Annotated in this window: 19 protein-coding genes and 5 pseudogenes; 14 read left to right on the top strand and 10 right to left on the bottom strand. The window is 71.8% G+C overall.

The window, feature by feature from the left end; translation table 11 throughout:
- Window positions 1-233 precede the first annotated feature (233 nt).
- A complete protein-coding gene (locus ACFHW1_RS24250) occupies window positions 234-1,055 on the top strand; it encodes an NAD(P)H-binding protein (RefSeq protein WP_416557213.1) in 822 nt (273 codons plus the stop codon).
- Complete coding sequence (locus ACFHW1_RS24255) at window positions 1,052-1,510, top strand: DUF4345 domain-containing protein (RefSeq protein ID WP_416569193.1); 459 nt, start codon at window positions 1,052-1,054, stop codon at window positions 1,508-1,510. The genes ACFHW1_RS24250 and ACFHW1_RS24255 overlap by 4 nt, the downstream gene beginning before the upstream one ends.
- A 53-nt stretch (window positions 1,511-1,563) precedes the next feature.
- Here the strand turns inward: ACFHW1_RS24255 and ACFHW1_RS24260 are convergent, their stop codons facing one another.
- Together ACFHW1_RS24260 and ACFHW1_RS24265 are read right to left on the bottom strand one after the other, a co-directional pair.
- Window positions 1,564-2,562 (bottom strand): hypothetical protein, encoded by a 999-nt coding sequence (locus ACFHW1_RS24260; protein ID WP_416616143.1) that lies wholly within the window; start codon window positions 2,560-2,562, stop codon window positions 1,564-1,566.
- A 132-nt stretch (window positions 2,563-2,694) separates the two neighbouring features.
- Entirely contained in the window at window positions 2,695-3,321 is a 627-nt protein-coding gene (locus ACFHW1_RS24265; RefSeq protein ID WP_416557210.1) for a DUF1349 domain-containing protein, read from the bottom strand.
- On the opposite strand from ACFHW1_RS24265, the gene ACFHW1_RS24270 reads away from it, so the two are divergent.
- The 3 genes from ACFHW1_RS24270 (at window position 3,310) to ACFHW1_RS24280 (ending at window position 4,803) form a co-directional block, all read left to right on the top strand.
- The gene (locus tag ACFHW1_RS24270) at window positions 3,310-3,468 is read left to right on the top strand and encodes a hypothetical protein (protein WP_416557209.1); all 159 of its coding nucleotides are present in this window, start codon (window positions 3,310-3,312) and stop codon (window positions 3,466-3,468) included. The genes ACFHW1_RS24265 and ACFHW1_RS24270 overlap by 12 nt on opposite strands.
- Before the next feature lie 30 nt (window positions 3,469-3,498).
- Complete coding sequence (locus ACFHW1_RS24275) at window positions 3,499-4,578, top strand: MerR family DNA-binding transcriptional regulator (RefSeq protein ID WP_416616155.1); 1,080 nt, start codon at window positions 3,499-3,501, stop codon at window positions 4,576-4,578.
- 84 nt (window positions 4,579-4,662) lie between these two features.
- Window positions 4,663-4,803, top strand: a complete 141-nt coding sequence (locus ACFHW1_RS24280) for a hypothetical protein (RefSeq protein WP_416557546.1) — start codon at window positions 4,663-4,665, stop codon at window positions 4,801-4,803.
- A 385-nt stretch (window positions 4,804-5,188) separates the two neighbouring features.
- On the opposite strand, the gene ACFHW1_RS24285 is transcribed toward ACFHW1_RS24280, so the two are convergent.
- The 3 genes from ACFHW1_RS24285 to ACFHW1_RS24295 all read right to left on the bottom strand — a co-directional run bounded on the left by ACFHW1_RS24285 (window position 5,189) and on the right by ACFHW1_RS24295 (window position 11,968).
- Complete coding sequence (locus ACFHW1_RS24285) at window positions 5,189-6,118, bottom strand: diacylglycerol/lipid kinase family protein (RefSeq protein WP_416557545.1); 930 nt, start codon at window positions 6,116-6,118, stop codon at window positions 5,189-5,191.
- 84 nt (window positions 6,119-6,202) lie between these two features.
- Window positions 6,203-10,507: a S8 family serine peptidase gene (locus tag ACFHW1_RS24290; protein ID WP_416616145.1), complete on the bottom strand. Its 4,305-nt coding sequence runs from the start codon at window positions 10,505-10,507 to the stop codon at window positions 6,203-6,205.
- Between the two features lie 141 nt (window positions 10,508-10,648).
- Complete coding sequence (locus ACFHW1_RS24295; protein WP_416569196.1) at window positions 10,649-11,968, bottom strand: hypothetical protein; 1,320 nt, start codon at window positions 11,966-11,968, stop codon at window positions 10,649-10,651.
- A 207-nt stretch (window positions 11,969-12,175) separates the two neighbouring features.
- On the opposite strand from ACFHW1_RS24295, the gene ACFHW1_RS24300 reads away from it, so the two are divergent.
- The 3 genes and pseudogenes from ACFHW1_RS24300 to ACFHW1_RS24310 all read left to right on the top strand — a co-directional run bounded on the left by ACFHW1_RS24300 (window position 12,176) and on the right by ACFHW1_RS24310 (window position 13,601).
- Entirely contained in the window at window positions 12,176-12,802 is a 627-nt protein-coding gene (locus tag ACFHW1_RS24300) for a GNAT family N-acetyltransferase (RefSeq protein ID WP_416557542.1), read from the top strand.
- Between the two features lie 38 nt (window positions 12,803-12,840).
- Window positions 12,841-13,142 (top strand): annotated as a pseudogene (locus tag ACFHW1_RS24305) (methyltransferase domain-containing protein); the annotation flags it as partial.
- Between the two features lie 96 nt (window positions 13,143-13,238).
- On the top strand, window positions 13,239-13,601 hold the full coding sequence (locus ACFHW1_RS24310; protein WP_416557603.1) for an MmcQ/YjbR family DNA-binding protein: 363 nt from the start codon (window positions 13,239-13,241) through the stop codon (window positions 13,599-13,601).
- Between the two features lie 18 nt (window positions 13,602-13,619).
- Here the strand turns inward: ACFHW1_RS24310 and ACFHW1_RS24315 are convergent, their stop codons facing one another.
- Window positions 13,620-13,955, bottom strand: coding sequence for a nitroreductase/quinone reductase family protein (locus ACFHW1_RS24315; RefSeq protein WP_416557602.1), 336 nt, complete (start codon window positions 13,953-13,955; stop codon window positions 13,620-13,622).
- A gap of 85 nt (window positions 13,956-14,040) precedes the next feature.
- Between ACFHW1_RS24315 and ACFHW1_RS24320 the strand changes: the two are divergent.
- A pseudogene (locus ACFHW1_RS24320) lies at window positions 14,041-14,301 on the top strand (maleylpyruvate isomerase N-terminal domain-containing protein); the annotation flags it as partial.
- 256 nt (window positions 14,302-14,557) lie between these two features.
- Here the strand turns inward: ACFHW1_RS24320 and ACFHW1_RS24325 are convergent.
- Entirely contained in the window at window positions 14,558-16,636 is a 2,079-nt protein-coding gene (locus ACFHW1_RS24325; RefSeq protein ID WP_416557601.1) for an alpha-glucuronidase, read from the bottom strand.
- A gap of 106 nt (window positions 16,637-16,742) precedes the next feature.
- Here ACFHW1_RS24325 and ACFHW1_RS24330 point away from each other — a divergent pair, with 106 nt between their 5' ends.
- Together ACFHW1_RS24330 and ACFHW1_RS24335 are read left to right on the top strand one after the other, a co-directional pair.
- Entirely contained in the window at window positions 16,743-16,946 is a 204-nt protein-coding gene (locus ACFHW1_RS24330) for a hypothetical protein (RefSeq protein ID WP_416557600.1), read from the top strand.
- Window positions 16,907-17,008 (top strand): annotated as a pseudogene (locus ACFHW1_RS24335) (DUF456 family protein); the annotation flags it as partial. The gene ACFHW1_RS24330 and the pseudogene ACFHW1_RS24335, both read left to right, overlap by 40 nt.
- A 144-nt stretch (window positions 17,009-17,152) precedes the next feature.
- Here ACFHW1_RS24335 and ACFHW1_RS24340 read toward each other — a convergent pair.
- Both ACFHW1_RS24340 and ACFHW1_RS24345 read right to left on the bottom strand, forming a co-directional pair.
- Window positions 17,153-17,545, bottom strand: a complete 393-nt coding sequence (locus ACFHW1_RS24340; protein WP_416591997.1) for an aldo/keto reductase — start codon at window positions 17,543-17,545, stop codon at window positions 17,153-17,155.
- A complete protein-coding gene (locus ACFHW1_RS24345; RefSeq protein ID WP_416591992.1) occupies window positions 17,497-17,619 on the bottom strand; it encodes a hypothetical protein in 123 nt (40 codons plus the stop codon). Before ACFHW1_RS24345 ends, ACFHW1_RS24340 begins: the two co-directional genes overlap by 49 nt.
- A gap of 12 nt (window positions 17,620-17,631) precedes the next feature.
- Here ACFHW1_RS24345 and ACFHW1_RS24350 point away from each other — a divergent pair, with 12 nt between their 5' ends.
- The 3 genes and pseudogenes from ACFHW1_RS24350 (at window position 17,632) to rpmF (ending at window position 18,506) form a co-directional block, all read left to right on the top strand.
- Entirely contained in the window at window positions 17,632-18,042 is a 411-nt protein-coding gene (locus ACFHW1_RS24350) for an AraC family transcriptional regulator (RefSeq protein ID WP_416557605.1), read from the top strand.
- Window positions 18,043-18,067: 25 nt separating this feature from the next.
- Window positions 18,068-18,139: pseudogene (locus tag ACFHW1_RS24355) on the top strand (ArsR family transcriptional regulator); the annotation flags it as partial.
- Window positions 18,140-18,413: 274 nt separating this feature from the next.
- Complete coding sequence (rpmF, locus tag ACFHW1_RS24360; RefSeq protein ID WP_416591994.1) at window positions 18,414-18,506, top strand: 50S ribosomal protein L32; 93 nt, start codon at window positions 18,414-18,416, stop codon at window positions 18,504-18,506.
- A 49-nt stretch (window positions 18,507-18,555) separates the two neighbouring features.
- Here the strand turns inward: rpmF and ACFHW1_RS24365 are convergent.
- A pseudogene (locus ACFHW1_RS24365) lies at window positions 18,556-18,720 on the bottom strand (IS630 family transposase); the annotation flags it as partial.
- Window positions 18,721-18,864 lie beyond the last annotated feature (144 nt).

The raw sequence follows: 18,864 nt of genomic DNA on the forward strand, positions 1-18,864 counted from the left end.
GTCGTCCACACCCTGCCCAGTTTCCCGGAGAGTATGCCGAACATCCACAGGTCTGGACGATGAGCAAAGAAATCAGGAATCAGGATCATTGTTCCGCCGATGCCACCCCGGCAGGCTGGTCGACAAGACATCACCCGCCCGAGTCGGACGCTTCGCCCGACCTGGGCGGTGGCCAGCAGCGGGCGGTAGATGGCCGTCCACGACACCTAAGACCGAACAGGAGTTCCCACGCCATGTCACGACCGTCAGTGCTCGTCACCGGGGCGACCGGCAAGACCGGCCGGCGCATCGCCGACCAGCTCACCACACTCGGCCACCCCGTGGTCCGGGCCAGCCGCCAGGGCGAGCAGCCGTTTCACTGGGCGGAGCCGGCCAGTTGGTTCGCCGCGCTGCGCGGGGCGGACGCCGTCTACCTGTCGTACTCGCCGGACCTCGCCGCACCCGAAGCGCCCACCGTGGTCGAGAAGTTCACCGCCGCCGCCCGCGACGCCGGTGTCCGCAAGCTGGTCCTGCTCTCCGGTCGGGGCGAGACCAACGCCGGCCGCTGTGAGGCGATCGTCGCCAGTTCCGGGCTGACCTACGGCATCGTGCGGGCCAGCTGGTTCAACCAGAACTTCACCGAAGGACACCTGCTCGGCCCGGTCCTGGCCGGGACGGTGGCCCTGCCCGCCGGCGGGGTGGCCGAGCCGTTCGTGGACGTCGACGACGTTGCCGACGTCGCGGTGGCGGTGCTCACCGACCGCCGGCATGACGGCCGGACGTACGACGTAACCGGGCCGCGCCTGCTTACCTTCGCGCAGGTGGCGGCGGAGATCGCCACGGCCAGCGGCCGGGCCGTCGGCTACCAGCCGGTCACCGCCGAGCAGTTCCATATCGCCCTGGTCTCGCAGCTGGGGCCGGACTACGCGCGGCTGCTCACCGACCTGTGCGTGGAGGTGTTCGACGGGCGCAACGCGTCGCTCGGTGACGGCGTCGAGCGGGCGCTGGGCCGGGCACCGCGGGACTTCGCCGACTTCTGCCGGCAGGCGGCCGCCGCCGGGGCGTGGCAGCAGTGACCACCGTCGCCGGCCCGGTGCCGGCGCCGCCCCAGATCAACACCCGCACCGGCAGCCGCAGCCAGAAGGTGATTCTCGTCGTCGCCGGTCTGGTCGTGGTCGGTATCGGGGGCGCGGTCCTGACTGCACCGGACGCCTTCCACGCCGGCAACGGCATCGACTTCGCCGGCAACAGCAGCCTGCTCAGCGAGACCCGGGCAGCCGGCGGGGCACTGCTGGCCACCGGGATCCTGGTCACCCTCGGGGCGTTCGTCCGCCGGCTGACCTTCGCCGCGGCGCTGATCGGGGCGACCGTCTATCTGGCGTACGGACTGTCCCGGCTGCTCAGCATCGCTCTGGACGGGATGCCGGCCACCGGTCTGGTCGCCGCTGCCATCGCCGAGCTGGTCCTCGGCACGGCCTGCGGGTACGTCCTGCACGGTAACCGCCACGCAGGTGCGAATCCGGCACGGTAACCGTCACGCAGGTGGGAGTCCTGCCGGTAACCGTCGCGCAGGTGCGCGCCCGGTCACCCCAACCGGGCGCGCCATGCGTCGAAGTCGTCGGCAAGCGGGTGGTCACCGGCCGCCCGGCAGCTGCCGGTGGCCACCTCCAGCAGCCGCTGCCAGACCGGCAGGTACGCCGCCGGTTCCGGCGGTGGCCGGTCGGGGGGCGGCCCGGTATGCGCTGGCGAGCAACGCGTGCGCGGCCGGTGCCAGCCGCCGTCCGTCGGCGTACGCCGACGCCGTGGGCAGTACGTCGACGGCGACCGTCGCCAGCTGCACCGCCGCCTCCAACGACAGCCCGGACAGCCACCGCGTCGATGCGGTCCAGAGCAACGCCGGATCGCTGGTGTCGTCGCCGTCTCCAGCGGTGTCGCCTGCCCGGCCCCGGCGGTGTGCCGCTGCGCCACCGCTGTCAGCGTCGGTTGGGCCGCCCGGTCCAGCCAGTCGTCGGCCGGCACCCACAGCAGGCCCCGGTCCCGCACGGTCAGCAGCACCAGCCGCGCCAGGCTGCGACCCATCTCCGGCGGGAACGGCACCGGGCCACCGGCCATCGACAGCAGCCCGTCGACCACCCGCAACTCGGCCTCCAGCGCCTGCCGGGCCTGGCCCGGCGGCAGGCCGGCGGCGATCACCGCCGCCGGTACGAAGCCCTCGACGACCCGGCCGTCGACGAAGTTCAGCAACGCCGACACCACCGCTGCACTGTGTACGTACCCACTGTCGACGCTGTCGTCCGCGTCGTTGCCGCCCGCGTCGGGATGGCCGTAGTAGCCCAGTGCGGCGTTGGCCGAGGCGATCGCGAGCTGTGGGTCACCGTCCGGTGCCAGCGTCGCGGCGTTGGACGCCGGCACCCGGGCCAGGTCCCGGCGTCGCGGGTGGGCCGGATCGCCGCCGGTCACCGACAGACAGGCCAGGACCGCTGCGTCAACGTCGACCTCTGCCGAGGCGGCCCATCCCCGTACCGACTGGGCGAGACCACGGCGGGCCAGCACGTCGGCCAGCGTCAGCTCCGCGTCGGGCACGGCACCGACCAGCCCGGCGTACGCGCGTACCGCGTCGTCCAGCGCCGCCGCCGCCGGATCCTGGTCGGCGAGGTGCAGCGAGCCGAGCCGGTAGCACAGGCCACCCAGCCCGGTCCGGGACCACCGTCCGGGTCACCGCCCACTGCGCAGATCGTCCGGAACCACGTCGTCCAGACTGATCTGCTCGAACGTGGCGGTGCAGCGGTCACCGGTGGGCGACTGGGCGAGGAGGCCGACCCGGGTCGGCGCATCGGCGGCACCGGTCAGCCGGAACAGTCGGGCGAACTGCCACGACATGCCGTCGACTGAGTAGTGGAACGCGTACGCCGACCCCTTGCGCAGCACCCGGAGGTGGACGCTGGACGCCTCGACGGTGACCGCGTTGGCGTCGTCGGAGGTGCCGTTGGTCACCACGGTCACCACCATCGGCCGACCCTGCGGTGAGTACTCGAAGCACAGCTTCGCCCAGTGTTCCTCGTCGATGCGCAGGCACAGCACGCCGGCGTCGAACGCGGCCGTGAAGTCGACCGTGACCCGGGCGGAGAGCGCGAACTCGCCGTCCGGGCAGGCGAACAGCAGCGCCGGGGCGTTGTGGGTGCGGTACTCGCCGACCGGGTCGACGAACCAGTCGGTGCCGGGGCCGGCGGTGAGCGACAGGGCCTGCCGACCGGCGTGATGATCCGCTGCCACCGGCGTGTGCTGCCAGGCGAGCGGCGGCAGCCCGGCGATCGCGGGCGGTGCAGGTGCGTGCGGGGTCATCCTGCCTCCCGGCGGGGCACGTCGGTCTCGTTGGACGCGCACATCGATCTGGTCGGAACTGCAATGCTGCCACGGGCCGGCATCCCGCCGCTGGCCCGGCCCGTCGGCTCCGGTACCCGGCTGGCCTTGACCCTCGACCTGGTCTAGGCCGCAGAGTCCATGGACGTGGAGAGCGACATGCACAGCATCGGCGAGACGGCCCGCGCCAGCGGGCTGACCGTCAGCGCGCTGCGGTTCTACGACGCCGCCGGCGTGCTGGTGCCGGCCGCGGTGGATCCGCGCACCGGCTACCGGTGGTACGCCGTGAGTCAGCTGCGCGCCGCCCGGCTGCTGGCCGGGCTGCGCCGGGTCAGCCTGCCGCTGGCCGAGATCACCGAGGCGGTCCGGGCGTTGCCCGACGTCACGGTGGCCCGGCGGCTGCTCGACGTGCACCTGCGCCGGCTGCAGGACGGGCTGGCCGATGCCCGTCGGGAGCTCTCCCGCATCCATGCCCTGCTCGATGCCGAGGAGAATCGGACGATCATGACCACCACCACCCACGTCACCGTCGACGCCGCCGACCTGGCCGGCGCGCTGGACGCCGTACGGTTCGCCGTCGGCATCGACCTCGAGATTCCCGCCCTGGCCGGGGTGCACGTCGAGGTCTCCGCCGACGCCGTACGGTTCGCCGCGACCGACCGTTACCGCATTGCGGTCGCCGAACTCGTCCCGACGGCGGTCGACGGCCCAGCGGCGTCGGTCCTGGTGCCCGGCGGCTTCGTGACCGGCGTACGCAGCCAGGTCGACCGTAACCCAACAGCGGAACTTGCCTTCGGTCCGGACGGCGTCAACGCCTCCGCCCCGGGCTGGCGGATCACCACCGACCCGCTGGACCACGACTTTCCCGACTACCGGCCGTTGCTGCCGGTCCGGGGCGCCGAGGGCCGACGACAGGTCACCGTGGACGCCACCGAGTTGCGACGGGCGCTGGAGCCGGGCCGTGCCCCGGCGGTGGTACGCGAACACCTCGGCGTCACCCACCCGGTCGCGGTGCTGGCGGCGACCGACGACGGCACCGTCGAATGCGTCGACGAGGCGGCCTGGCACGCCGCACCGGATCGGTACGTCGCGGTGAACCGGGAGTTCCTGCTGCAGGCGGTGGCGGCCGCCGGCGGCGGTCAGCTGGTGCTGGACCTGGACGGACCGATCCGGCCGCTGGCCGTGCGACTGCCCGACGACGACCGGAGCTGTTCGCTGCTGATGCCGATCCGGCACTGACGTCGGCGCGGTCCGGCCCGAGGCAGCGGGCCGGACCGCGCCGCGCGCGGCCGGGGGTGGGCGAACGCGTCGTAGGGTGGTCAGATGAGTGGCGAGGTCGTGCCGTCGCGGCGGGAACTGCGGATGTCCGATGCGGACCGGGAACCCTTCGTCGCCAATTTACCTGCGGTCGACTCGGTCAACCCGGTCGCCGCCGGCGACGTGGTCGAGTCCGGCGGTGCCTGAACAGAGCGCGACGGCCCACATGTCGTCATCACTGGTAGTACCGCGGCTGGCACCCCGTGTGCGGTACGAGTACCGGTTCCGGCGGTGGCGTTGGTAGCTGGCGGGTCCGCCGCCATGCCTGGAGCAGCCAGCGGCCGGGTGGTGCCGCCAGGCGTGCGGCCGACCGCCTGGGCCTGCGGTGACGGAGGAAGACTCGGCAGAAACAGCCAGACCGGTCGGACCACTGACCGGAGATGGACCCGCCGTATCGCGGCGGCGACGGTCGACACCAGCGCATGGTACGTGCTGCGTCGAACTACATGTCCACCGCCGACGATGGCCTGGCCCTCCAGTGGGGCGAGACCGGCGGCCAGCCGGAGTCGTGCGGCCCGACCGCGCGGTCGGGTCAGTGGTCGACGGTCCCCGCGGCGGCCATCACCCGCAACGCGTTGGCGTCGACCCGCAGCCGGATCGGGGTCTCGCCACACACCTCACCGTCGATCTCCACCGGCGCCGGCCGGTCCGTTTCGACCAGCAGTTCGCCGACCGCGAGGAACGGGTCGTGCCGCAGGGTACGCCGGTGACCGGTCGCCGCGTTGCGTACCGTCGCGGCCAGCAGGCTGTGCCGGGTCGCACCACCGACCGGGTACGCCACCAGCAGCCGGTCGTCGGCGTTGGCGTCCGCGGTGATCGGCCGGCCGGCCTGGTGACCGCCGTTGGCGACGTACAGCTGGTGGGTCTGGAAGTCCCGGTTGCTGCCGGCGGTGCGGACGCTGACCCGTAGCGGACGGTGCCGGGCCATCAACGCCGCCGCCGTCGTCGGATAGGCGAACTTGCCGACCACCCGTTTCAGCCGGGGCGGGGTGCGCAGCATCACCTCGGCGGACAACCCGATGCCGACATGGTTGACGAACGGCAGGTCACCGGCGAGGCCGAGATCGACGTCGATCACCTTGCCGGAGCTGATGACCCGGACCGCCGCATCCAGGTCGATCGGGATCCCGAGGGTACGGGCGAAGTTGTTGGTGGTGCCCAACGGCAGCAGCCCGAGCGCGATGTCGCGGTGGGCGAGCAGCCGGGCGGCGGCCCCGATGGTGCCGTCCCCACCGCCGGCGATCAGCAGGTCCGGGGCCATTCGGACTGCCTCGTCCAGGCTGCGTTCCAGCTCACCCGGCTCGTCGACCGGGTAGCTGGCGATCAGCTCGAATCCGGCGTCGGTCAGCCGCCGGACGGCGTCGGTGTAGAACTGGCGGCCCTGGCGGGACCTGGCGTTGACGATCAGCACCGCCCGCTGTCGCTGCCGGATGGCGTCGCTCAACTCCTGCTTGGTCCGCACGGCCAGACCTTATCCTCACCGGCCGCGCGACCCCCGGGCCCGGGGGTCGCGCGGCCGGTGAGGATCCTTACCTGCCGGACGTCGTCAGCCCACCGTCACCGCCGAGCTGGCGGTCACCGCCACCGCATCGCCGGCCAGCTGATGGGTGAAGGTGAACGCGCCGGGCCGGCGGGTGCGTACGTGCAGCTCCCAGGTCAGGTCGGTGCCGGCGGTCAGCGCCACCTCTGGCGAGATCGTCCCGACCAGAGCACCGTCCTGCACCGTCAGCGGAGTCCGCACCCAGGCCCCGTCGACCCGCAGCTGCACCGCGACGTCGCGGGCCAGCAGGTCACCGTCGGGGTGGGTGATCGTCAGCGTCGACTCGGCGGTGCCCTGGTCGATCCCGCTCGGGTTGACCACCCGGACCTCCGGGTGGAACCAGCCGTCCACCTCGGCGGTCTGCGGGTAGGTCGAGGTGATCGTCGCCGCCTCGGCCAGCACCAGGGACGACTCGGCGTCGACCAGCCCGCTGTACCAGCCGGTGTCCAGCTCCAGCTGGAGCTGGTACCGACCGGGCTGCGGGTCGTCGACCTCGAACCCGTACGGCTGGGCCGCCCAGTCGAGGTAACCGGCCCGGATCTCGGCCCCGGTCGGGTCGGACAGCCGCAGCACCGGCCGGGCCTCGTTTGGCGCCAACGCCCGTACCGCCGGCACGACGTCCTCCAGGCGGGTCACCGCCGGCAGGTCGGCGAACGGCCGTACGTCGGTGGCGCGCACCGTCGCGAACGGGTGTCCGTGCGCGTCGGTCACCGACCAGTCCACCTCGACCGAGCCCGGCTCCGGGGTTGACGCGGCCAGTTCGACCTGCGCCGTGCCGCCGAAGCCGAACGTGGCGTCGAACGGGTCGACCCAGTCCATCTCCGGCAGGATCTCGCTGACCAGCCACCAGTCACGTTCCAACCGGGGCAGCTGGTGCACGGTGACCGCCTGGTAGCTGTCCAGCGTCGCGACCAGCGGTCCGGGCCCGAACGAGTACGCCCACGGCGCGGTGCCGGCCGGGCGCAGGTAGACGGTCGCCTCATGGTCGCCGCCGACCAGGTCGGCGGCGAGGTCCACCCGGGTCGACAGATCCTGGGCCGCCTCGGCCCCGGCCGGCCCACCGGCCAGCACCCGGGGCGCGAACAGCACCTCGTCGTCGTCGAACACCGTGATCGCCTTGTGCAGCAGGTACGACGTACCACCGTCGGCCGCGGCCTTGCGCACCACCAGGGTGTAGCGGTCGACGGCGGCCGGAGTCTCGAAGGTGAGGGTGCCGGCGTCGTCGGTCGCACCGACCGGGATCACGGCGCCGTCGTGGACCAGCTCGACCGCGGCGTCGGCCAGCGGGCCGGGCTCGGCGTCCGGAGCGTCGACGGTACGCGCGGTGAGGCTCACCCGGGGCGGACGCACCCGGAACGACCCGGTCAGGTACTCGAGCGTCACGGCGTAGTTGCCGAGCTCGGCCCGTTGCACCGTCCAGCTGACCGTCTGGTTGACGCCGGAGCCGAGGTTGACCGTGGTGGTCGCCGCCGACTCACCGTCGACCCGCAGCACCGCCTGGTACGGACCGGCCGCCGCGCCGATGTTCTTCACCTGGGCGGTGACCCGTACCGGTTCGTTGCTCTTCACCACCTCCGGGTCGACCGTCAACCCGTGCACGGCGAAGTACGGCTGCCCTTCCTCGGCCGGGCGGGCTGCCCAGTCGATCGCGTCGAGGAACACCTGGGTGGCCTGCTCGGTCCAGTCGACCGGGCCGCGGGTCACCGACACACCGTGGGTGGACAGCAGGACGTGCCGGTTGGTGGCCCGCTGGTCGACGCCGATGCCGCCGCCGTAGATCCCGGTGGTGTCGCTGCGTCCCAGGTCGGCGAGGGTCTGCCGGCCGTCGCCGGAGTAGTCGCCGAACCAGGCGATCCACTTGGCCTGGGTGCTGTCGTCCAGCGGGATCCGGTCACCGACGGCGTACCCGTCGAGGATCGGGTGTTCGGCGGTCACCTCGTAGTACGACTCGGCCACGCCGGTACCGCCGGTGATGGAGCCGGTCGAGACGGGCTGCCCGGTGTGCTGGGACAGCTGCCGGATGCCGTTGCCGGTGCTGTAGGCGTGGTCGGTGAAGATCACCCCGGTGCCGGCGGCGTCGGTGGCGTCCAGGAACGCCTGGAAGGTCGCCTCGTCGTAGTCGCTGCTCACCCCGTAGCCGAGCACCACGACCGGATGGTCGGCGGCGGCCACCAGCTCGTCCCAGTCGTAGCTCACCGTCTCGATGCCGCGCGGGGCGAAGATCTCGTCGGCGTACGTGTCGACGTAGCTGCCGACCAGGGCGACCGTCTGCGGCGGCGGGCTGAGCGTGAAGTCGGCGGTGACCGCGCCGCCTTCCGGAATGGCCACCTCGACGGCCGGGGAGACGTCGAACCGGGGATGCTCGGCGGTGACCCGGTAGCTGCCGGCCGGCAGTTCGAGCCGGTAGCTACCGTCGGTGCCGGTGACCACCGGGCTGCCGACCGGCGCGCCGTCGGTGGAGACCGTGACCGTCACCCCGGGTACGCCGTGGCCGCTCTCGTCGAACGTCGCGGCACCGGTGACCACCCCGATCGGCAGCGGCACCATTGCCAGGTCGACGGTGGTGAACGACTCCTCGACCACGACGACGTCGGGGACGCTGGCGGTCTCGTGACCGAACGCGGTGGCGGTCAGCGTGTAGCTGCCCGGCGCCAGCCGCAGGGTGAAGCTGCCGTCGTCACCGGTACGCACCGAGGCCCCGCCCGGCGTGACGGTGACCGTGGCGTCGGCGACCGGGGCGCCGGTGCCGGCGGTGGTGACCTGGCCGGTGACGCCGCTGTCGAGCGCCACCTGCACGGCGGCGGCGTACGCGTCGATCCGGCCGTGGCCGTAGCGGGTGTCCGGTGCCACGTCGGCGTACCGGTCGTCCCAGAAGGCGGTGTCGATCAGCGCGGTACGGGTCGCGTCGACGCTGAGCTCCGGTGCGCCCTGCAGCAGCAGCGCGGCGACCGCGCTGGTGTGCGGGGTCGCCATCGAGGTGCCGCTGGCGTAGCGGTAGCTGCCGTCCGGGTGGGCCGACCACACCTCGTCGCCCGGGGCGGACAGGTCCGGGGTGACCCAGCTGTCCGGCCAGTCCGCGGGTGGGCTGGCCCAGCTGGACTTGTTGACCACGTTGCCGCAGGAGAAGTCGGCGACGTTGTCGTCGATGTCGGTGGCACCGACGCCGACGGCCTCGTACACGTTGCCGGGGCTGGACGAACCGACGCCGCAGCTGCCGAAGATGTCCTCGTTGCCGATGGCGAACGACGGGAATGCGCCAGCGGCGACGATCGCCCGGGTCGGGGCGACCATCTCCGTCGCGTAGGTCGCCGCGCCGAGCGACATGCTGACCACGTCGGCCGGCCGGCCCGCCGGGTTGCCGGCGGAGTCGGTCGGTGCGACCGCCCACTGCATGCCGGCGGCGACCTGGGCGAAGGAGCCGCTTCCGTCGGGGATCACCAGGCCGTGCGCCATCTCGGCGCCGGGGGCACCGCCGATTGTCACGCCGGACGCCGCACCACCGTGGATGGTGCCGGAGACGTGCGTACCGTGGGTGGACGAGTCGTGCGGCTCGGAGGCCACCAGACCGCCGGCAGAGTTGAACTCCATCCAGCCACCCGGGTAGGTCGGGTCGGTCGGGTCGTCGGTGGCCATCTTGCCGACCAGGTCGGGGTGGTCGATGGCGACCCCGGTGTCGAGGGTGACCACCCGGACGCCGGTGCCGTCCAGACCGAGCTCGGTCCAGACCTTTTCGACGCCGATGCGGTCCATGCCCCAGGTGATCCGGTCGTCGATGATCGACGCGGCCGGGTCGGCGGCGGCGGTCATCTCGGTCTCCGGCACGCTCAGGGTGAAGTTCGGCAGCAGCCGTTGCACACCGGGCAGGCTCGCCAGCGCCGACAGCCGGGAGGCGTCGGCGGTGAACTCGACGAGCAGCATGTTGGTGATCCAGAAGCGGTTGACCACCCGTACGTCGCCGGCGGTCTCGGCGTGCTCCTCCAGCGCCGTCTCGACCTCGGCCTGGATTTCCTCGGAGTGGGCGCGCAGCTGGTCGACGGCGGTGTCCGGGTTGGTCGGATAGCGTTGCGGGTTGGGCAGCATCAGCAGCGCCTGGACCCGGTCGCCGGTCGATTCGGCGACTGTGGTCTGTAGCTCCTCGGCGACTGCGGCGGCGCCGGCACCGGGGGCGTCGGCACCGCCGTCGGTGGGCGCGGCCGAGACGGGCAGTGGTACGCCGAGCAGCCCGCCGGCCAGCACGGCACCAGCGGTGACGGCCAGCAGGCGGCGTGCCCGGGGCAATAGTCGTGGTAGGGAGGGCTTGCGTCCTGACATCGATCGTCTCCTGGATCGCAGGGCCGGGATCAACCGGTTGGCATCGAAGATCGTTGAACGCCAATGGCGAACATGTTGATGTCGATGACTCCTCGCCGTCAACCCCTCACGATCCGAAATGGGGTCTACCGCCCATACGCGTCAGTTGGCGGTCAGCACCTCGTAGAGGTCGGGTCGACAGTTCAGCGCGGCCTCCCGAAGTGCGGCGACCCGGGCCGGCTGTTCGTCCGCCGGCAGCGACCGCAGCGTGGCCAGCGCCTCGTCGACCATGCCCTGTACGGGATCCCAGAACTCGTCCGGTGCCGCGTCCCGGCCCGCGAGCCAGAGGCCGGCCGCCGCCCGGGCCGCCTGAATCGGCTCCCAGCCCTCGACGTCGCCGGGAGCGGCACCGCACGCGACGGTCCCGGCGCCGTCGAGGATTTCGGCTTCGAGCGTGCGCAGCCCGGTGGCGATCGTTCCGTCGCCGTAGATGAGCAGATGGAAATTGGCCGTCTTCCGGCGCTCCACAGTCGAGGCTCCGTGCGGGCCGACCCGCTGCACGACGGCGGTTGGCGGGTCGGGCAGCTTGGCCAGCAGAGCCAACGCCCGCCGGGCCGGCCCGACCAGCTCCGGCAGGACCGACGCGTCGACCCGGCTGACGCAGACCCGGGGTGTCCCGTCGGCACAGACCAGTTCGGTGGCCCGTAGGTCGGGGTGCGCAGCCTCATTGACCGGTGGCAGCACGATCAGGGCGACGAGCAGCCCGGCGACGCCCGGCAGCACGGCGAGCAGCCGGGACCGGCGAGTGGCGGCGGCGTACACCGCCCACCCGGTCGCCGCCAGAGCGACGTACCACACCAGCATGCCCGCGACGGCTCGGTCGTCGATCGTGGAGTAGCCGTCAACCGGCCCGAGGGATGTCGGGCTGAGCAGCAACGCCCGGTTGTCGCCGCTGTCGGCCAGCAACTGCAGTGCGACGACGGCGGCGAGCGCACCCATGGCGAGCAGCGGGGCGGTCAGCCGGGACGGCAGCAGCCGACCCAGGCCGAGGCCGAGCAGACCGGCCGCCGCGACGCTCGCCGCGCCGAGCAGCACCGGCCAGACCCAGCCGGCCGGCTGATGGTCTGCGGCCAGCGCCGCGAGGGCCAGCACCTCGAGCACTCCGCCGGTGAATCCGCCGGCGAGGCAGCCGACGAGCGCGACCGCCCGGGGTGCCACCCGGGCCAGGCCTGGTCGGGCGCTCGTCGCGATCAGCTCGGTCATCCTGCTGGCGTGGTCCCGGCGCCCGTGCCAGGCACCGACCGCGAGCGCGAGCGGCCAGATCAGTTCCAGCGTGTCGTGATGGGCCAGCACCCCCGCCATCCAGTACCCGTCCCAGCGTTCCCCGTCGACGGCCAACGAGGCCGCCGCGAACGCCAGCCCGACACCGAACCACACCACCGCGGTACGGCGCAGTTCCACGAAGAGAATCCGACCCGTCACCCTCGTCGCCCCGTCCTGTCGTCGTTCCTGTCGTCGTTCACAACTGGCAAGACGGACCGGGCGACGGGCCCGGCTTTGAGCGTCGATGTGAGCTGGATCTCACGTCCGTCGACCGGCTGGCTCAGCTGCTGGACGGCCCGGCAAATCGGATGGCGGCGGGTGTGGTGGCAGGCGATCGACGGTGGGCGTGGTGGCAGCATGGGCGGCGTGCCGACCGTGCAGCAGTCCGCCCTGCATTCCGAAGATCCCGCCCTGCATCCTGACTATCCGGTCCGCACCGAGCGGCTGCTGCTGCGACCGCTGGCCGGCGACGACGTCGACGCGCTGCTCGCCTACCGCAGTCTGCCGGCCGTCTGCCGGTACGTGCCGCTCGAGCCGATGACCCGCGACGTCGTCGTCCAGCGGCTCGCCACCCAGTGGGCCAACACCGGCCTCAGCGACGAAGGTCAGGCCCTCACCCTCGGCGTCGAGGTGGCCGCCACCGGCCGGCTGATCGGGGACGTCGTGCTCTTCTGGCGCAGCCGAATCCATCGCGGCGGCGAGATCGGGTACGTCGTACACCCGGACGCCGCCGGCCGGGGCTACGCCACCGAGGCGGCACGGGCGCTGCTCGGTCTCGGCTTCGACCACCTGGGCCTGCACCGGATCGTGGCCCGGGTCGACGAGCGCAACGAGGCGTCGGCCCGGCTGGCCCGACGCCTCGGGATGCGTCAGGAGGCCCGGCTGGTGCGCAACGAATTGTTCAAAGGCGAATGGAGTACGGAACTCGACTTCGCGATGCTGGCCGACGAGTGGGCGGCGTACCGCGACGGTCGGACGCCGGCCCGGCCGTGACGCCGGTCGGACATCGGATCGGCCGGGAGGAGACAGCGATGTGGGATCCGGCCGCCTACCTGCGCTTCACTGACCACCGCTCCCGCCCGTTCGCTGATTTGCTGGCCAGGGTCGCCGTCGCCGACCCGGCCGTGGTCGTCGACCTCGGCTGCGAGCCGGGCACCCTCGCCGTCCACCTTGCAGACCGTTGGTCGGGAGCCACCGTGACCGGGATCGACTCGTCGACCGAGATGGTCGCCGCCGCCCGGGCGCTCGGGTCACCGGTCCGGTTCAGGTGCCGGGCAACTTCGACGCCCCGTCGCATAAGGCGATCCGATCGGTGGCGGCGGACGCTCGATGGCTCGTCACGTTCCCGTTCCGAGGGTGTTCGTGGTGGCGACGGAGCCGGCTGGCTAACCTGTGGGGATGCGAAGCGCGGTGCGGTACGGGTGCCCCGATGGCTGACGCCGATGACGTCCGGCGACTGGCGTCGGCCCTACCGCAGGTCGTCGAGATCGACAGCGATGGATTTGACTTTCGGGTCGCCGGGAAGGGCCTCGTCTGGTCCTATCCGGAGCGTCGGCCCGGCAAGCCACGGGTGATCCGGACCGACGTCGCCGTGCTGTACGTCGGCGACGAGGCGGAGAAGCAGGCGTTGCTGCTCGGCGAGCCCGACCTGTTCTTCACCACACCCGGCTACGACGGACTGCCGCTGGTGATGCTCCGGCTGGCGCGGGTCGACGTCGACCGGCTAGCCGAACTCGTCACCGACGCCTGGCGGATGCGCGCCCCGGACGGGGTGGAGCTGCCGTCGAGCTGAGCCGGCGCACCGCGCCGGTCAGGAGTCCAGTTCGACGGTCACCGTGACCCGGCCGCGGTCGTCGCGGCGGGCGACGGCATGACCGGATCGGTCGATCCCTTCCAGGTGCAGCGAAACCGGGCCACCGGCACCGGTGAAGTTGTGCCACCACTTCTTGGCGTCTGGCACTACGACGGTGATGGTGATGGTGCCGTCGGCCCGGCGGTAGCCGACCGGGGTACTGAACGTGCGACCGGACCGGCGTCCGGTGTAGGTAATCATCGTGATGCGCCGACGGACCAGCCGCCCCCACCGTGGCGACGAGTACAGGGCTGCGGTACAGGCGTTGACCCGGTCGACGAGTCGCTGCGGCAACGGACCTCGATACCCCACCTGACCTCCGAAGATTAAGAACTCCACTGGAATCTAGCAGAACGGGTACTTCTGCGACCTCGTCGCGCAGATCGGCGCCGACCAGTGGAGCGCCCCGACGCCGTGCTCCGAGTGGGACGTACGGGCGCTGGTCGACCACGTGGTCCGCGGTAACCTCGCGGTGGTCCCGGTGCTTGACGGCATCGACCTTGCCGAACTCGGCAGGCTCGACATCGCCCGGCCAGACTTCGACGTACTGGGCCACGATCCGGGTCCCACCACGGACCACCAGATCCAACTGCTCGCACTGCTGGGCCGTGATCCGCGAGCCTGGGACCGGTCAGCATAGCGGTTCGTCGTTCTGATGATCGTTTGATGCTCTGCTGGGCGACACGCCGGGATTCTCCCAGCAAGCCATCAAATGATCATGGCGCGGGGGAGCTCCGCTGTCACCCTGCGGCTGTTCCGGCTCGACGGTGAACACGACGTCGAGCACATGACTACGACGAAAGGCGAGGTGCTGACCGCCGAGCGGCCGTCCCGTTCCGCATCGGCTCCGGCGCACTGCTCGCCGGGTGACCGGGCTCGACCGGTGACGAGGCCGGTCAGTGGATCCGGCGGCCGAGCGCGTCGGGTATGCCGGACTTGCGGAAGAAGTAGGTGTTGATCTGGTCGCGCCACTCCCGCGCCGAGCGGACTTGCTCGTCGAGACGGTCGGCGACCCGGGCGTACAGGGCCGGGTCGAGGCCGGTGTCGGCGATGTCCAGCCACCGCTCCCGCATGGCGATCGCCTCGTCGACTCCGGCGAAGTGAGTGTCGTAGATGTGCTGGATGACCGTCGAGCCGCTGTGCAGCAGGTGGTCGTACGGCACGTGGTGGAAGAACAGCAGCAACTCGTCGGGGCAATCGGTCAACGACTCGTACACCTCCGACCAGGGCTTCGGGTACTGGCCGGTGTAGCCGGTGCCGGTGGCCCGGGTCCGGTCCACGCCGACGCCGTCGCGGTCGGCGAAGTGGTAGGTGCCCCATCGGGAGTACTCGTACCCGTCGACGGACGGACCGTAGTGGTTGCCGGGGCTGACCATGAAGCCGACACCCAGCGGCGCGGTGTACCGCTCGTAGGTACGCCACGAACCGTCCATTATCGCGTGCAGCGCCTGCCGCAACCGCCCCGGATCGGCGACGCTGCCGGCCGCGTCGCCGACGGGGAAGGTCAGGTCGATCCACTCGTCGAGCAGCGCGGCCGGGTCGGCGGTCGGATCCCAGCCGAGCCGGCCGAACGCGTACAGGTTGGCCTGGGCGAGCGGATGTCCGCACCAGAACGGGTCGTCGCCGACGTTCGACACGGCGGCCAGGGTGCCGCCACGCCTGGTGATTGCGGCGACCGACGAACCCAGGTCACCGCTGATGTCACCGTCGGCTTCCAGGCTGTCGCCGTCGAACCGGAAGCCGAGTATCTCACTCCACAGCGGAGGTAGATAGCAGACGTGCAGCTGGTGCCCGGTGTACTCCTGGGTGACCTGCAGCTCCACGGCCAGCCGGGTAGCCGGCATCGCGCCGATCACCGGCGACACCGGCTCCCGGGGCTGGAAGTCGATTGGCCCGTACTTGACCTGCACGATCGCGTTGTCGCGGAACTGGCCGTCGAGCGGGGCGAATTGGTCGTACGCGGCCCGCGCCCGGTCGGTGGTGCGGTCCCGCCAGTCCTGCCGGTGGTTGTAGACGAACGCCCGCCAGTGCGCCACCCCGCCGTACGGGGCGAGGGCGTCGGCGAGCAGGTTGGCGCCGTCAGCGTGACTGCGCCCGTACGCGAACGGGCCGGGCTGGCCCTCCGAGTCGGCCTTCACCACAAATCCGCCGAAGTCGGGCACCCTGGCGTAGACCTGGGCGGTGGTTGCCGCCCACCAGTCGCGTACCGCCTCGTCGAGCGGGTCGGCCGTGGCCAGGCCGCCAAGCACCATCGGCGCGGCGAAGGTCACCGACAGGTGCAACCGGATGCCGTACGGGCGGAAGATGCCGGCGAACGTGGCGACGTCGTCGAGCCGGTCGGTGAGCAGCCGCGCCTCGGTACGCCCCACGTTGACGTTGTTGATGGTGACCGCGTTGACGCCGCTGGCGGCGAGCAACCGGGCGTACGCCCGGACCCGGTCGGTGTCGTCGGTGATCGCGCCGTCCCGCCAGAAGATCGACCCGCCGGCGTAGCCCCGCTCCACCTGCCCCATCACCGGGTGCACGTCGACGTTGTCCCAGTGGTCGAGCATCCGCCGCCGGATCGCCGGCCGGTGCGTCCGCGTCGCCATGTCGTCGCCGAACGCCGACTCGCCGAGCCGGACCACGTGGAACAGCCCGTACAGCAGCCCTGCGGGAGCGGCGGCGGTGACCGTGGTGAGGCTGCCGGCCCGGCCGATCGTGTAGCCCTCCTCACCGAGGTCGTCGACCGCACCGGCTGTCGCCCCGGGACCGGCGGCACCGGTCAACGCCAGCATCAGGTCCGCCTCACCGTCGACCGACAGCCGGGTCACCGATCCGCCAAACCGGTCGCAGGCCGCCTGCACCTCGGCGTACACGGTGGCGACGGACTTCTCGGTGCCGGAGACCAGAGTGTGCCGCGACCCGATGGCGCGCCACGCCTGCGCCGGCAGCCAGGCCGGATGAACATCGTCTGCCGGTGCAGCAGCGGCCACGCGATCCTCCCGAGGTTTCGGACATTGTTTCGGATCCGTAGCCGAATCGCAGCCCTCTGCCGCCGCCGGGTTCGCCACACTGGCGGCCGTCGGTCACCCTGTCGGTGTGGATCTCGACGACACGCAGACGCTGGTCGTCCTGCTCAGCGGCCTGGCCATTCTGGTCGGGCTGATCGGCGTGATCGTGCCGATCCTGCCCGGTCTGCTGCTCTGCTGCTCTGCTGGGCCGGCGTACCCAACCGGTCGCTGCTGGTCGGCGGCGAGCTGGGCCTGGTCGGCTTCTTCTTCGTCCCGGTACTCGGCCTGGTGATCGGCTTCGTGCTCGGCGTCTGGCTGGCCGAGCGGCAGCGGCTCGGTGACTTCGCCGCCGCCTGGCCGGCCACGAAGCGGGCGGTGCTGGCGGTCGGGCTGGCGATGCTGATCGAGCTGGTGCCGCGCTCGCCATCGCCGGACTGTGGCTGCTCGGCCAGCTCGTGGCCTGAACCACGAGCAGATCGAGCCGCGCGTCGAATGTCATCAGACCGGCATCCGGGCGGCCGGGTAGCGGGAGCCGGCCGCGCCGTGCGGCAGGATCTGGCGGATCCGGTCGACCTCGGCCACGGTGAGCGGTACGGCGGCCGCCGCCACGTTCTCGGCGAGCCGTTGCGGGTTGCGGGTGCCCAGGGTCGGCACGATGTCATCGCCCTGGGCAAGCAGCCAGGCCAGGGCGAGCTGGGTGACCGCGACGCCCTTGGCGGCGGCCATCGTGGTCAGCTCGCGCACCGCGGCCAGGTTCTGTTCGTAGTTGCCCGGCTGCCAGCGTTCGTCCCCGGTCCGCATGTCCCCGTCCGGGTATTCGGCGGCGGGCCGGACCGCGCCGGTCAGGAAGCCGCAGCCGAGCGGCGAGTACGCAACGAACCCGATGCCCAGCTCGCGGACCGTCGCAGCACCTGCGGCTCCACCGCCCGCTCGAACACCGAGTACTCGGTCTGCAGCACCGACACCGGGTGGACGGCGTGCGCCCGCCGGATGACGTCACCCGGCACTGCCGCCCGGTGCCGGCGGTCGAGAGCGCCGTGCCCCGGCTGCGGCTGGTCCGCTTCGACGACGACCGGGCCGGGCCGACCGATCTGCTGTACGAGCCGATGGTCTGCTTCGTGGCCCGGGGTGCGAAACGCAGCACCGCCGGTGAGCGCAGCTGGCTGGTCGGCCGGGGGGCGATGTTCCTCAGCTCGGTGGAGCTGCCGGTAACCGCCGTGTTCGAGCAGGTGCCGTACCGGTCGGCGGTGCTGCGTCTGGCCGAGCGAATGCTCGCCGATTTGCTGCTGGAGATGGACGAGCCACCGCCGCCGGCCGGGTCGGCAGAGCCGGCCGCGTTGACCACCGCTGCGATGACCCCGGGGATCGTGGGCGCTGCTGCAGGGTGAGTCGTCGGTCGCCTGCCTGGCCGAGCTGGTCGGTGCCGCGCCGACGGCGGTCAGTCAGCATCTGGCCAAGCTGCGGCTGGCCGGGCTGGTCCGGGGGCGGCGGGAAGGCACCTTCGTCTACTACTCGGCCGCCGACGTGCATGTCCGGCAGTTGCTGGCCGAGGCGCTGTTCCACGCCGACCACGCCGATCGTGACCTGCCCGATCACGGTCCGGGGGGCGTGCCCCCGACCACGACGGGTGACCGGCCGCTGTGGGTGACCGGTCGACCGGCTGGTGGTCGGTCGGCGGTTCCGGTCGCCCGACCGGCCGGCGATCTTAATGAAAAGAGCTACCGTTATCTCCTGTGTGGAAATGAGAGGAGGCCGTTCCATGGCCGTACCGAAGCGCCGTACCTCGCGGCCGAACACCCGCCACCGTCGCGCCCAGTGGAGGGCGGCGGCACCGATGCGGTGGACAGCTTGAACGTGTCGGTACGGTGGGGCTTGAGGCCGAAGTCGTGCCAGATCCGCCCGATCGTGGACTTGGGCAACCCGGACCTGTCCGCCATCGACCCGCGGGACCAGTGGGTGGCGTCACGTGGCGTCTGCTTCAGGGTCGCGACCACCACATCCTCGACCCGGTCAAGGCTGATCGACGGCGGGCGGCCCGGCCGTTCCTCGTCCACCAGGCCGTCCAGCGTAGTTTCAGGAAACGCCGCCGCCCCTTACTCCACAGCGGACGAATGTACGCCGAGACTCGATGCGACGTCCGTGTTCGACGCCCCTTCGGCGCACGCCAGGATGATCCGTGCACGCATCGCCAGAACCTGTGACGACGTCGC

This window comes from Micromonospora sp. LOL_014, assembly GCF_048060245.1.
Classification (GTDB): Bacteria; Actinomycetota; Actinomycetes; order Mycobacteriales; family Micromonosporaceae; genus Micromonospora_E.

What these genes read in the sequence shown, in the direction of transcription:
- ACFHW1_RS24290 (WP_416616145.1), bottom strand. Translation starts at nt 10,507, where the DNA reads ATGTCAGGACGCAAGCCCTCCCTACCACGACTATTGCCCCGGGCACGC.
- ACFHW1_RS24280 (WP_416557546.1), top strand. Translation starts at nt 4,663, where the DNA reads ATGAGTGGCGAGGTCGTGCCGTCGCGGCGGGAACTGCGGATGTCCGAT.
- ACFHW1_RS24275 (WP_416616155.1), top strand. Translation starts at nt 3,499, where the DNA reads ATGCACAGCATCGGCGAGACGGCCCGCGCCAGCGGGCTGACCGTCAGC.
- ACFHW1_RS24310 (WP_416557603.1), top strand. Translation starts at nt 13,239, where the DNA reads ATGGCTGACGCCGATGACGTCCGGCGACTGGCGTCGGCCCTACCGCAG.
- rpmF (WP_416591994.1), top strand. Translation starts at nt 18,414, where the DNA reads ATGGCCGTACCGAAGCGCCGTACCTCGCGGCCGAACACCCGCCACCGT.
- ACFHW1_RS24265 (WP_416557210.1), bottom strand. Translation starts at nt 3,321, where the DNA reads ATGACCCCGCACGCACCTGCACCGCCCGCGATCGCCGGGCTGCCGCCG.
- ACFHW1_RS24250 (WP_416557213.1), top strand. Translation starts at nt 234, where the DNA reads ATGTCACGACCGTCAGTGCTCGTCACCGGGGCGACCGGCAAGACCGGC.